Consider the following 12752-nt stretch of genomic DNA (forward strand, 5'->3'; position numbering starts at 1 on the left):
GGATGATCATCGCCGCAGCTCAGTTCACCGCCCGGCCCTGCGACATCGAAGCGAACGCGGCCCGGATGGCCGGGTTCGTCACCGAGGCGGGGGAGCGCGGCGCCGCGCTCGTCGTCTTCGCCGAGCTCGCCGCCACCGGCTACGAGCTGGACGCGATCATCGGCGGGGGCGACCGGCTGGTCATGGAGCCCGGCGACCCGCGGCTCGCCCCCGTGCGGGACGCGTGCCGCACGGCGGGCGTCGCGGCCGTGGTCAACTGCGCGGGGCGGACCGCCGCGGGAACGACGATCACCAGCTACGTCTACGGCCCGGACGGCGCCCTCCTCACCCGCTACGACAAAGTGCACGTGACGGACACGGAGCGGGCCGCGGGCTTCGTGGCGGGGACAGGAGAGGGCCGGTTCACGCTCCATGGCGTCCGTTTCGCGCACGTCATCTGTTACGACGCCCACTTCCCCGAGTGCGGGTCCCGCGCCGTCGCCGACGGGTGCGGCGTGCTGCTCGCCAGCTCGCTGTACGGGCAGGGCGGCGGCGCGCAGGAGCGGATGGAGATCTTCCCCGCGCTGGCGAAGGCCGGCGGCCTCCACGTCCTGCTGGCGAACCACTGCGGCCCGTCGGGCCCGTACGACGCCTGCGGCCTCAGCGCGGTGTGGGCGCCGGACGGCTCCGTCCTCGCGGAGGGCTCGGCCACGGAGGCGGAGCTGGTGCCGGCCGTGCTGACGCTCGGCTGAGCGCCTTCCGGCGCTCGCTTGAGAAGGGGCCGACTCTCAGCCGAGCGCGGCGCCCTCGTCCTCCGTCCGGGGGCCGGGGCCGTCGGGGGCGTCCTCCGCGGCGGCCTCTTCGCCCATGAGGTCCCGGACGAGGAGCGTCGCACCGGCCACCGCGCCGGGCATCACGAACACCGCCACGAACGGCACCAGGAACAGCAGCGTCAGCGGCACCCCGAAGCCCAGCGCGAGCAGCTTGCGCGAGCGCAGCAGCCGCAGCCGCTCGCGCAGCGGCACGCCGCGGCGCTGCAGGGCGACGGCGGTGAGCTCCTCGGCGAGGAAGAAGCCGGAGACGCAGAAGCCGAGGGCCGGGATCACGGTCTGCCCGACGACGGGCACGAAACCGAGCGCGAAGAGCAGCACGCCCCAGACGGCGACACGCACGAGGACCGCGAGGCTCTCGCGGGCCGCGATCCACAGCTCGCGCCAGAGCGGCAGCCCGGACTCGGGGACGTCGCCGCCCACGGAGCGGTCGACCCGCTCGGACAGCTCCTCGTAGAAGGGCTGGCCCACCAGCAGGGTCACGGCGGTGAAGGAGATGAGGGCCAGCAGCAGGCCGCCGCCGAAGAGCAGGACGGTCAGCGCGCCCCGGAACAGGCCGGCCCAGGGGGAGGACCAGCCGTCGGCGAAGGGCGTGGCCCAGCCGACGGCGTCGTCCGCGTACAGGGCGAGGCAGACGACCGCCGCCGCGTAGCCGACGAGGGTGATGAGCCCGGGCAGCAGCCCGAAGCCCCACTGCCGCCGGTTGCGCGCCACCCAGCGCTGCCCCTTGCCCAGGTACGTCAGTCCCGCCATGAGATCTCGCATGGCGGGAAGGGTATCCGGCGCGCTCCGGCCGGCCGGTGGAGCGGACGGCGGGAGCGCGCAGGACGGGCGGGAAGGGCCTCAGAACGTGACGATCATCTTGCCGGTGTTCTCGCCCCGCAGCATGCCCAGGAACGCGTCCACGGCGTTCTCGACGCCGCCCACGACCGTCTCGCGGTACTTGAGCTCGCCGGAGCGCACCCAGCCGCCGACCTCCTGCACGAACTGCGGCTGCAGCGCCTGGTGGTCGCGGACGATCATGCCCTGCAGGCGGAGCCGCTTGCCGATGATCGCGATCATGTTGTGCGGGCCGGGCTGGGGCACGGTGTCGTTGTAGCCGGCGATGGCGCCGCAGAGCGTGGCGCGGCCGTGCAGCCGCAGCGCGCCGATCGCGGCCTCCAGGTGCTCGCCGCCGACGTTGTCGAAGTAGACGTCGACGCCCTCGGGCGCGGCCTCCTTGAGCTGCTCGGCGACCGGGCCGTTCTTGTAGTTGAAGGCGGCGTCGAAGCCGTACTCCTCGACGAGGGCCTTGACCTTCTCGTCCGTGCCCGCGCTGCCGACGACGCGCGAGGCGCCCTTGAGCCGGGCGATCTGGCCGACCTGGAGGCCGACCGCGCCCGCGGCGCCGGAGACGAAGACGGCGTCGCCCTCCTTGAAGGAGGCCACCTCCAGCAGGCCCGCGTAGGCGGTCAGGCCCGGCATGCCGAGCACGCCGAGGTAGGTGGACAGCGGCGCGAGCTCCGGGTCGACCTTGACCGCGTGCGCGGCCTCGACCAGGGCGTACTCCCGCCAGCCGAGGCCGTGCAGGACGTGGTCACCCGGCTGGAAGGCGTCGCTGCGCGAGGCGACGACCTCGCCGACCGCGCCGCCCTCCATGGGCCGGTCGAGCTCGAAGGGCGGGATGTAGGAGCGGGCGTCGTTCATCCGGCCGCGCATGTACGGGTCCACCGACATGTGGATGTTGCGCACCAGGATCTGCCCCTCGCCGGGCTCGGGCACGGCCGTCTCCCGCAGCGCGAAGTCCTCGGGCGTCGGCCAGCCGTGCGGGCGGGCGACGAGGTGCCATTCACGGCTGGTGCTGGGCGTGGCGGACATGGAACGCGACCTCCTGAGGATCAGGCAAAAGGTTAAGCAACTTAAACAACCATGCGCCTCGATATTTCATGTTGTCAAGCAACGCGTTACCCTGGATCCATGGCCCCCCGAACCGATGCCCTGACCCGTGAGGTCGTCGATCTCATCGCGACCGTCGTGGCCCGCTACCACGAGGAGTACGAGGAGGCGGCGGCCAAGCACGCGCTCACCGGCGCCCAGGCGAAGGTCCTCGCCCTGCTCGCGCGCGAGTCCCTGCCGATGCGCCGGATAGCCCAGCTCCTCAAGTGCGAGCCGTCGAACGTCACCGGCATCGTCGACCGCCTGGAGGCCCGCGGCCTGGTGGAGCGGCGCCCCGACCCCGACGACCGCCGGATCAAGCTCGCGGCGGCCACCCCGGCCGGCCTCGACACCGCCGGGCGCCTGAGCGAGTCGCTTGACTTCGCCCGCGAGCCGCTCGCCGCCCTCTCGGCAGAGGAGCGCGGGGCCCTGCGGGACCTGCTGCGCCGGATGCTGGAACCGGGCGCCTGAACGGACGGGGAAAAGGGGTGGCCCGGCCGCCCCCTACGCGGGGAACCGCAGGTCCGCGGCCGTGGTCACCGTGCCCAGGCGCGGCATGTCCAGCGTCACCGAGGCCCGGTGCTCCTCCGCCGTCAGCGCGCTCATCGCGTCCTCCGCGAACACCAGCCCGTAGCCGTGGTCGGCGGCCGCGCGGGCCGTCGACTCCACGCCCAGGTTGGTGGCGATCCCGCCGAGGACGAGCGTCCGCACGCCGCGCTCGCGCAGCCGCGCGTCCAGGTCCGTGCCGTGGAAGGCGCCGACCGCCCGCTTCACCACCTCGACGTCGCCCTCCTCGGCGAACCCCGCGAGCAGCCCGCTCCCCGGCGGCTGCTCCGGCGCCCCCGGCCGCTCGGTGCGCACCACGACCACCGTGCCCCCGGACTTGCGGAACGACCGCGCCAACTCCTCCGCCGTGCGGACCACTTCGTCCCCGCTGCGCGGAGCGAGGGGGAGCGCGACGATGCGCTCCATCAGGTCGACGAGGACGAGGGCGGTGCGCTGCGGGTCGATTTCCGTCATGGCCAGACGGTACCGGTCGGGCACGGGCCGCGGGCGGCCTGCGGAACGCCGCCGGGATGACGATAGGTAAAGCTTGTCCGACGTCCGCGTGGCCGCAGGCGCGTGGCAGGTAAGGAAGTTGACCCGCGCAGGGGTGAACTTGCTTATGAGTAAGGTCTGTTCATCGGATACCGTGCTGATGAGCAGGCGCGAACGCCCGCCCGGACGTGGCTTTGGCCAAAGCCGGGGGCGTGCAGTGCGCGTGCGCGCGGCGCCGGACGGCCGGAGCGAGGGTACGTACGCCCGCGCCGCGCGCGGGCCGCACGACCGCGTCTGACCGGGGCGGGGCCACCTGACAGGTCCCGCCCCGAGCCACGCTCCGGCCCCGGGCCGGGCCTCAGGCCGGGTGCTTCTCCGCGGTGATGGTCCGGTAGGCCAGCGCCGCCAGCTCCCCCTGGCCCTTCCTGCTCGGGTGGAACCAGTCCCACTTGCTGAGCGCCTCGCTCGTGAAGTCGTAGCCGTGGACCGCGCCGTCGTAGCGGCACAGCGCGTCCCGGCCGCAGACGTCCTTCAGGGCCGCGTTGTACTCGGCGACCCGCTTGACGACCTGGGCGCGGCGCTGCTCCGCCGCCGGGTCGGCGGACTCGGAGTCCTTGAGCATCGACGGGCAGATGCCCAGCTTCCAGACCGTCTTGGCGTAGCCGTTCGCGCGGCCCTGCGTCCACAGGCGCTGCAGGTCGGGCACGCTGGCCACGTAGAGCTGGGACTTGGGCAGGGCGGTGCGCAGCTTCTTCACCGAGGCCTCGAAGTCCGCGCGGAACGAGGCCGTCGGCGTCATGTCGGCCACATTGTCGCGGCAGGCGTCATTGGCGCCCAGGAGGACGGTCACCAGCTGCGGCTTGTGGGCGATCGCCGACTGCATCTGCCCCGGGAGATCGGCCATCCGGGCGCCGGTCCGCGCGTAATTCCAGCTGCTCGTCTGCGGTGACGCCAGCAGTTTCCGGGCGACGCTGTCGACCTGCGTGCCCGTGGCCCAGGAGACCTCCGGGCAGTCCGCGAGCACCGAGCAGGCGTCGAATCCGCGCGTAATGGAGTCGCCCAGCGAGGCGATGGAGGTGGGCCGGGTATTCCAGGCGGGGGCGGCGGGCGAGGCGCTCGGCTTTCCCGCGGACGTGTCCTCTCCACCGCTGTCACAGCCCGTGACGAGCAGGGCTGCCGAGAAGGCGGAGACCGCTGCGACGGCCGCCCTGGCGGCTCCGCGCACCTTCCGCACCGTGCTGCGGCGCATCGCTTTTTCCCCTCCGGCCGGGTGATATCTGTTCGGGTCCGACGGTACGTCACCGCGGGGGTACCTTCGCACGGTAGCTTTTCCCCGGGGTGGTTGTGCCGGGCCCCGGGGCGGCTTTGCACTTCCGGCACAACTGAAATACGACACGTCACATCCTGTCCCTTTCAGGAGAAATGCTCCCGATGGTGTTTACTGTTGGTAACCTCGCGAGCTGGTGCGGGAGTGGCCATTGGGGCAGAATGTTTCACGCTGTCCCAGGCGGGACCGGTACGGGTGCGAGGCCGCTGGGGAAGGCGAACCTCGAACCGCACTGGAGGTCCCGGTGACGACACGTGGAGTTCTGTATGTGCACTCCGCGCCGCGCGCGCTGTGCCCGCACGTCGAATGGGCGGTCGCGGGCGTGCTCGGTGTGCGGGTCACCCTCGACTGGATCCGGCAGCCCGCCTCGCCCGGCACCTGGCGCGCCGAATTCTCCTGGCAGGGCCAGGTCGGCACCGCCTCCAAACTCGCCTCCGCACTGCGCGGCTGGCACCTGCTGCGCTTCGAGGTGACCGCCGAGCCGTGCGCCACGGCTGAGGGCGAGCGCTACAGCTCCACCCCCGACCTCGGCATCTTCCACGCCGTCACCGGCATCCACGGCGACATCCTCGTCCCCGAGGACCGGCTGCGCGCGGCCCTCGCCCGCGCCGCCCGCGGCGAGACGGAGCTGGAGGCCGAGGTCGCCAAGCTCCTCGGCAAGCCCTGGGACGACGAACTGGAGCCCTTCCGCTACGCGGGAGAGGGCGCACCGGTGCGCTGGCTGCACCAGGTGGTCTGAAGCGCCGCCGCCCCCGCCCTGCGGCCCGGCACGGTCCGGGTCCAGTCGGGCAGCACGGCCGCAGGAGGTGCGCAAGACCCTGGAGCCGGCCTTCGCCGCCGTCGGCAGCCGGACGGTGTGGCTCGGACCCGGCGGGCGCCGGAACGGCGACGGCCCCGCCCCGGGGGTTCCGGGGCGGGGCCGTCGCGTCGGGCGGGGTGCGGTCAGACCGAGCGGAGGGCCAGGACCACGTTGTGGCCGCCAAAGCCGAACGAGTTGTTGATCGCGGCGATCGGGCCCTCGGCGGGAAGGGCACGGGGCTCGTTGCGGACGATGTCCGCGTCGATGTCCTCGTCCAGGTCGTCGACGTTGATGGTCGGCGGGGCCGTGCGGGTGTGCAGGGCGAGGACGGTCATGACCGTCTCGATGCCGCCCGCGCCGCCCAGCAGGTGGCCGGTCATCGACTTGGTCGCGGAGACCGCGACGTGGTCGAGGTCGTCGCCGAGGACCTTGCGCAGCGCCTTGATCTCGGCCGCGTCACCCTGCGGGGTGGACGTGGCGTGCGCGTTGAGGTGCACGACCTCGGACGGCTTGAGGTCGGTGCTGTCGAGCAGGCTCTGCAGCGCGGCGGCGATGCCGCGGCCGGTCGGCTCGGGCTGGGCGATGTGGTGGCTGTCCGCGGACAGGCCCTGGCCCAGCACCTCGCAGTAGACCCGCGCGCCGCGGCGTGCGGCGTGCTCGGCGGACTCGAGGATCACGACGCCGGCGCCCTCGCCGAGGACGAAGCCGTCACGGGCCTTGTCGTACGGGCGGGAGGCCTTCTCGGGCTCCTCGTTGTTCTTGGACATCGCCATCATGTTGGCGAAGGCGGTGATGGGCAGCGGGTGGATCGCCGCCTCGGTGCCGCCGGCGACGACCACGTCGGCGCGGCCGCTGCGGATCATCTCGACGGCGTAGCCGATGGCCTCGGCGCCGGAGGCGCAGGCGCTGACCGGGGTGTGCACGCCCGCCTGGGCGTTCACCTCCAGGCCTACGTTGGCCGAGGGGCTGTTCGGCATGAGCATGGGCACGGTGTGCGGGGAGACGCGGCGGACGCCCTTCTCCTTGAGCACGTCGTACTGGTCGAGCAGGGTGGTCACGCCGCCGATGCCGGAGGCGATGACGGTGCCGAGGCGCTCGGGGGCGATGGACGAGTCCTCGCCGGCCATGGCGGTGTAACCCGCGTCGGCCCAGGCCTCACGGGCCGCGATCAGCGCGAACTGCGCCGAGCGGTCCAGCTTGCGGGCGAGCGGGCGGGGCAGGACATCACCGGGATCCACCGCCGCGGAAGCGGCGATGCGGACCGGAAGGCCGGCGAAGCGCTCACCTTCGAGGGGCTTGACGCCGGACCGGCCGGCGAGCAGAGCCTCCCAGGTCGTCGCGCTGTCGCCACCCAGCGGTGTGGTTGCGCCGATACCGGTGACGACCACGGTGCGATTGGTCGAGCTCACAGGAATTCTGTCTCCACGTGTAGAGGTGCTGGTGAAACCGCCACCGCTGGGGTGGCGACGAACGCTCGGGTCAGTCCTGGTGCTTCAGGATGTAGTCCGCGGCGTCGCCGACGGTCTTGAGGTTCTTGACGTCCTCGTCGGGGATCTTGACGTCGAAGCGCTCCTCGGCGGCGACGACGACCTCGACCATGGACAGCGAGTCGACGTCCAGGTCGTCGGTGAAGGACTTGTCCAGCTGGACGTCCTCGACCGGGATGCCGGCGATCTCGTTGACGATCTCGGCGAGGCCCTTGAGGATCTCTTCCTGGGTGGCGGCCATGTGCGGCGCTCCTTCTATTTGTGCGGTGGAACTGCGTGGTAAGGAACTGCTGGTGCGGTGAGCTCCGCGCAGCGAGGCGGGGCCGGGCTGCGCGGATCTCGCCTAGGGGAGGGTAACGACCGTGGCGGCGTAGACGAGACCCGCCCCGAAACCGATGACGAGCGCGGTGTCCCCGCTCTTCGCCGCGCCGGTGGCCAGGAGCCGCTCCATGGCCAGCGGAATGGAGGCCGCGGACGTGTTGCCCGTGGTCTCCACGTCACGGGCGACCGTGACGCTCTCCGGCAGCTTGAGGGTCTTGACCATCGAGTCGATGATCCGCATGTTGGCCTGGTGCGGGATGAAGACGTCCAGGTCCTCCGCACTGACCCCGGCGTCGTCCAGCGCCTGCTGGGCGACCTTGGCCATCTCGAAGACGGCCCAGCGGAAGACCGCCTGGCCCTCCTGCGTGATGGCCGGGAAACGGAGCTCGTCGAGGGCCTTGCGGGCCTCGGGGCCGTCCCCGCCGGGCACCGGGGTGGTGCGGTAGGCGTCCCACCCCAGGGTCTGCTTGATGGTGTTCGACTTGTCGCCCTCGGAGCCCCAGACGGTGGGGCCGATGGCCGGCTCGTCGGAGGGGCCGACGACCACGGCGCCCGCGCCGTCGCCGAAGAGGAAGGCCGTCGCGCGGTCCTCCAGGTCGGTCAGGTCCGACAGCCGCTCGACGCCGATGACGACGACGTACTGCGCCGAGCCCTCGACGACCAGGCCCTTGGCCAGCGTCAGCCCGTAGCCGAAGCCCGCGCAGCCGGCCGAGATGTCGAAGGCGGCGGGCTTGTCCGCGCCGATCCGGTGCGCGATCTCGGTCGCGATGGCCGGGGTCTGGTGGAAGTGCGAAACCGTCGAGACGACCACGGCGCCGACCTGCTCCGGGGTGATGCCCGCGTCGGCGATGGCCTTGCCGGCCGCCTCGACCGACATCGCGGACACCGTCTCCTCCGGACCGGCCCAGTGCCGCGTCGCGATGCCGGAGCGGGAGCGGATCCACTCGTCCGAGGAGTCGATGTACTTCAGGATCTCCTCGTTCGGCACCACCCGGGTGGGGCGGTAGCCGCCCACGCCGAGAATGCGCGCGTACGGGGCGCCCTTGCTCGGCTTGATCTTCGAGGTCATGCTCTGAGGCTCCTTATTCGGCCGGGGACCCGGCGGGTGCGGCGTGCTCGGCGATCAGCTCACGGGCTGCGTCGAGGTCGGCCGGCGACTTCAGGGCCAGGGTCTTCACGCCGGGCAGGGCACGCTTGGCCAGACCGGTCAGCGTACCGCCGGGGGCCACCTCGATCAGGGCGGTGACGCCGAGCTCCTTGAAGGTCTCCATGCACAGGTCCCAGCGGACCGGGTTGGCCACCTGGCCGACCAGCCGCTGCACGATCTCCGCGCCCGAGGCGACGACGCCGCCGTCCTTGTTCGAGACGTAGCGGGTGTGCGGCTCGGCGGGGGACAGCTCCTGCACGGCGGCCTCCAGGGCCGACACGGCCGGGGCCATGTGGTGCGTGTGGAACGCGCCCGCCACCTTCAGCGCGACGACCTTGCGGGTGCCCTCGGGCTTGTCCTCCGCGAGCGCGGCCAGCTGCGCGGCGGTGCCGGCGGCCACGATCTGGCCCGCGCCGTTGACGTTGGCCGGGGTCAGGCCGAGCTTCTCCAGGTGCGGCAGGACGACCTCGGGGTCGCCGCCGAGCAGCGCCGACATGCCCGTCTCGGTGACGGCGGCGGCCTCGGCCATGGCCAGGCCGCGCTTGCGGACCAGCTCCATGGCGGAGCGCTCCGGCAGCACGCCGGTCAGCGCCGCCGCGGCGAGCTCGCCCACGCTGTGGCCCGCGGCCGCACCCACCAGGCGGGCGAAGTCCTCCGCCGCCGGGAACAGCTGCCGGGCCGAGACCAGCGCCGACGCGACCAGCAGCGGCTGCGCGACGGCGGTGTCGCGGATCTCGTCCGCGTCGGCCTTCGTGCCGTAGTGGACCAGGTCCAGGTCGATGGCGGCGGACCACTCACGGAGCCGGTCTTCGACACCGGGGAGGTCGAGCCAGGGGGTCAGGAAGCCGGGCGTCTGAGCGCCCTGGCCGGGAGCGACGAGTACGAGCACCCTCACACTCTCTCTCGTGGACGGCTCCGGCCACCCGTGGGGATGGGGACCAAGAACCGTCAGGGGAATTGTTGACGTTCGACAAAAGGCTAGAGGGCCGTCTCCGTGTCGGCCAGACGCCCCAGGATGAGCGCGATCCGCAGCGTAAACGCGGAGCGGACATCGGAGGGTGACCACCCGGTGACGTCCGTCACACGTCGGAGGCGGTATCTCACGGTGTTGGGATGGACGAACAGCATCCGTGCCGCACCTTCCAAGCTACTCGCCTGCTCCAGGTAGACACTCAGCGTCTCCAGCAGAGCCGAGCCCGCTTCCTGGAGCGGTCTGTAGATCTCCTCCACCAGCTGATCGCGGGCCGTGGTGTCCCCGGCCATCGCCCGCTCCGGCAGCAGATCGTCCGCCGGCACCGGACGGGGGGCGTCCGGCCAGGCCGCGCACGCCTTGAGACCGGCCGCCGCGGCCTGCGCCGAGCGCGTCGCCGACAGCAGGTCCGGCACCACCGGGCCGGCCACCACCGGGCCCGCCGCGAACGGCCCGATCAGCGCCTTGGCCGTCTGCAGCGGATTGTCGGAGCCGCCCGCGATCACCACCAGGCGGTCGCCGAGCACCCCCGTCAGCACCTGCACCTTGGCGTGCCGCGCCGCGCGCCGGATCGCCTCGACCGTCAGCTCGCTGTCCCCGTTCGGGGCGGTGCCGAGCACCACGCAGACGTGCGCCGGGGCGCTCCAGCCGAGGGCCGCGGCCCGCGAGAGGGCGCCCTCGTCCGCCTCGCCCGAGAGCACCGCGTTGACCACCAGCGACTCCAGGCGGGCGTCCCAGGCGCCCCGTGCCTCGGCGGCCTGCGCGTAGACCTGCGCGGTGGCGAAGGCGATCTCGCGGGCGTAGACGAGCAGCGCCTCCCGCAGCACGCCCTCGTCGCCGGGGGCCGCCACCTCGTCGATGGCCGACTCCATGACCTCGATGGTGGTCCGGACCATCTCCACCGTCTGGCGCAAAGTGATCGCCCGCGTCAGCTCGCGCGGGGCCGTGCCGAACACGTCCGTGCTGATGGCCTGCGGGGTCTCCGGATGCCGGAACCACTCCGTGAAGGCCGCGATGCCGGCCTGGGCGACCAGGCCGATCCACGACCGGTTCTCCGGGGGCATCGCCCGGTACCACGGCAGCTGGGCATCCATGCGGGCGATGGCGGCGGCGGCCAGCGTGCCGGATGACTTCTCCAGGCGGCGGAGGGTGGCGCTGTGCGGATGCGGGGTGTTAGCGGCGGGTTCAGGCACGGGGACAAGCCTGCCTTATTCGGGTCCGGTGCGGGGTCGCCGGGCTACCGTAGCCCGATGACGCACGTACAGCGGTCCGTCCAGCGCGCCGGTGAACGCTTCCGCGGCGGCGACCCGGAGGCCGGGATCGAGACCTGGCACGCCTTCTCCTTCTCCGGCTTCTACGACCCCGACAACGTGCGGTTCGGACCGCTCGCCGCCTGCAACGAGGAGCGGCTCGCCGCCGGCGCCGGTTTCGCGGAGCACCCCCACCGCGACGTCGAGATCGTCACGTGGGTGGTCGAGGGGGAGCTCACCCACGAGGACTCCACGGGGCACACCGAGATCGTGCGGCCCGGTGACGTGCAGCGGCTCAGCGCCGGTGCCGGCGTCCACCACACCGAGCGGAACGAGGGCGGGGCGCCCCTGCGCTTCGTACAGATGTGGCTGACTCCGTCGGAGTACGGCGGCGAGCCCTCGTACGAGGTGGTGCGGGGCGTCGCCGACGACGCGTCGTACGTGCTGCCGGGAGCGGAGGCGGTGCTGCACGTGCGGCGGCTCCGGGCCGGCGAGCGGGGGTCCCTGCCGGGGGCGCCGTGGGTGTACGTGCACGTCGTACGCGGTGATGTCCGGGTGGACGGCGACGTCCTGCGCCCGGGCGACGCCGCGCGACTGCTGGACGCCTCCGCCGTCGAGGTCGAGGCGCTCGGTGCCGACGCGGAGCTGCTGGCGTGGGAGATGCACGCCGAGCCTCACTTCGGGTGACCCGGCGCTTCACGCCGGGCCTCGCCCAACCTCCCCCAGCTACCGCTGGGAGGTGCCCCCAGCCCGGTTACTCAGACGGTCGTGATGCACGTCCTAGGAGCGCAGCTCGGTCAGGACCGCGTCCGTCAGGGCCGGCCAGACCTCGGTCGCCCACGGCCCGAACGCGCGGTCCGTCAGGGCGACGCACGCCGCGCCCGCGGCGGGGTCCACCCACAGGAACGTCCCCGACTGCCCGAAGTGGCCGAACGTGCGGGGCGAAGACGACGCGCCCGTCCAGTGCGGGGACTTGCCGTCGCGGATCTCGAAGCCGAGGCCCCAGTCGTTGGGCCGCTGGTGCCCGTAGCCGGGCAGGATCCCGGTGAGGCCGGGGAAGGCCACCGACGTCGCCCCGGCCACGGTCTCCGGCGAGAGCAGCCGCGGCGCCTGCAGCTCCGCGGCGAAGCGCACCAGGTCGGCGACGGTGGAGACGCCGTCCTTGGCGGGCGAGCCCGCAAGGTCCGTCGCCGTCATCCCCAGCGGCTCCAGCACCGCCTCCCGCAGGTAGTCCGCGAAGGGGATGTCCGTGGCCTTGGCGATGTGGTCGCCGAGCACCTCGAAGCCGGCGTTGGAGTAGAGCCGCCGCGTGCCCGGCTCCGCCATGGACCGGTGCTCGTCGAAGGCCAGCCCGGAGGTGTGGGCGAGGAGGTGGCGGACCGTCGAGCCCGCGGGACCGGCCGGCTCGTCGAGCTCGACCGCGCCCTCCTCGACGGCGACGAGCGCGGCGTAGGCGGCGAGCGGTTTGGTGACGGAGGCCAGCGGGAAGCGGTGCTCCACCGGGCCGTGTGCGCCCACCGTCGTGCCATCGGCCCGTACGACCGCCGCCGCAGCGGTGTCCACCGGCCAGTTCTCGATCATCCGCAGGCTCTGCATGGCTCCGAGCCTATCCCGGCCCCGCCGCCCGGCCGCTCCGGCCAAGATTCCCCCAAGTCTTCGCTTGCCTGGAGTGCACTCGAACTCTCTAGCG

14 protein-coding genes are annotated in these 12752 nt (G+C 72.7%); 4 read left to right on the plus strand and 10 right to left on the minus strand.

Annotated elements, in window-relative coordinates:
• Positions 1-2: 2 nt before the first annotated feature.
• Positions 3-731: a carbon-nitrogen hydrolase family protein gene (locus NQU55_RS09570; RefSeq protein ID WP_168095590.1), complete on the plus strand. Its 729-nt coding sequence runs from the start codon at positions 3-5 to the stop codon at positions 729-731.
• Positions 732-767: 36 nt separating this feature from the next.
• Here NQU55_RS09570 and NQU55_RS09575 read toward each other — a convergent pair whose 3' ends face one another.
• A complete protein-coding gene (locus NQU55_RS09575; RefSeq protein WP_256790245.1) occupies positions 768-1574 on the minus strand; it encodes an EI24 domain-containing protein in 807 nt (268 codons plus the stop codon).
• A 78-nt stretch (positions 1575-1652) separates the two neighbouring features.
• Positions 1653-2666, minus strand: coding sequence for an NADP-dependent oxidoreductase (locus tag NQU55_RS09580; protein ID WP_168093807.1), 1014 nt, complete (start codon positions 2664-2666; stop codon positions 1653-1655).
• 99 nt (positions 2667-2765) lie between these two features.
• On the opposite strand from NQU55_RS09580, the gene NQU55_RS09585 reads away from it, so the two are divergent.
• Entirely contained in the window at positions 2766-3194 is a 429-nt protein-coding gene (locus NQU55_RS09585; RefSeq protein WP_168093808.1) for a MarR family winged helix-turn-helix transcriptional regulator, read from the plus strand.
• A gap of 33 nt (positions 3195-3227) precedes the next feature.
• Here NQU55_RS09585 and NQU55_RS09590 read toward each other — a convergent pair whose 3' ends face one another.
• Positions 3228-3743, minus strand: coding sequence for an isochorismatase family protein (locus NQU55_RS09590; protein ID WP_168093809.1), 516 nt, complete (start codon positions 3741-3743; stop codon positions 3228-3230).
• A gap of 376 nt (positions 3744-4119) precedes the next feature.
• Positions 4120-5010, minus strand: coding sequence for an SGNH/GDSL hydrolase family protein (locus tag NQU55_RS09595; RefSeq protein ID WP_168093810.1), 891 nt, complete (start codon positions 5008-5010; stop codon positions 4120-4122).
• A 322-nt stretch (positions 5011-5332) separates the two neighbouring features.
• On the opposite strand from NQU55_RS09595, the gene NQU55_RS09600 reads away from it, so the two are divergent.
• Entirely contained in the window at positions 5333-5827 is a 495-nt protein-coding gene (locus NQU55_RS09600) for a DUF3145 domain-containing protein (RefSeq protein ID WP_058044575.1), read from the plus strand.
• A 203-nt stretch (positions 5828-6030) separates the two neighbouring features.
• Here the strand turns inward: NQU55_RS09600 and fabF are convergent, their stop codons facing one another.
• The 5 genes from fabF to NQU55_RS09625 all read right to left on the minus strand — a co-directional run bounded on the left by fabF (position 6031) and on the right by NQU55_RS09625 (position 11005).
• The gene (gene fabF, locus NQU55_RS09605; RefSeq protein ID WP_168093811.1) at positions 6031-7296 is read right to left on the minus strand and encodes a beta-ketoacyl-ACP synthase II; all 1266 of its coding nucleotides are present in this window, start codon (positions 7294-7296) and stop codon (positions 6031-6033) included.
• A 70-nt stretch (positions 7297-7366) separates the two neighbouring features.
• Positions 7367-7615, minus strand: a complete 249-nt coding sequence (locus NQU55_RS09610; RefSeq protein ID WP_168093812.1) for an acyl carrier protein — start codon at positions 7613-7615, stop codon at positions 7367-7369.
• 102 nt (positions 7616-7717) lie between these two features.
• Positions 7718-8764, minus strand: a complete 1047-nt coding sequence (locus NQU55_RS09615) for a ketoacyl-ACP synthase III (protein ID WP_168093813.1) — start codon at positions 8762-8764, stop codon at positions 7718-7720.
• A gap of 13 nt (positions 8765-8777) precedes the next feature.
• Positions 8778-9731, minus strand: coding sequence for an ACP S-malonyltransferase (locus NQU55_RS09620; protein WP_168093814.1), 954 nt, complete (start codon positions 9729-9731; stop codon positions 8778-8780).
• Between the two features lie 89 nt (positions 9732-9820).
• On the minus strand, positions 9821-11005 hold the full coding sequence (locus NQU55_RS09625) for a PucR family transcriptional regulator (protein WP_058044581.1): 1185 nt from the start codon (positions 11003-11005) through the stop codon (positions 9821-9823).
• Between the two features lie 57 nt (positions 11006-11062).
• Here NQU55_RS09625 and NQU55_RS09630 point away from each other — a divergent pair, with 57 nt between their 5' ends.
• Positions 11063-11749 carry a pirin family protein gene (locus tag NQU55_RS09630; RefSeq protein WP_168093815.1) on the plus strand — a complete coding sequence of 229 codons (687 nt, stop codon included), beginning with the start codon at positions 11063-11065 and terminating at the stop codon, positions 11747-11749.
• Positions 11750-11842: 93 nt separating this feature from the next.
• Here NQU55_RS09630 and NQU55_RS09635 read toward each other — a convergent pair whose 3' ends face one another.
• The gene (locus NQU55_RS09635; protein ID WP_168093816.1) at positions 11843-12658 is read right to left on the minus strand and encodes a serine hydrolase domain-containing protein; all 816 of its coding nucleotides are present in this window, start codon (positions 12656-12658) and stop codon (positions 11843-11845) included.
• Positions 12659-12752 lie beyond the last annotated feature (94 nt).

The sequence above is a fragment of the Streptomyces telluris genome, assembly GCF_024519335.1.
Taxonomy (GTDB): domain Bacteria; phylum Actinomycetota; class Actinomycetes; order Streptomycetales; family Streptomycetaceae; genus Streptomyces; species Streptomyces telluris.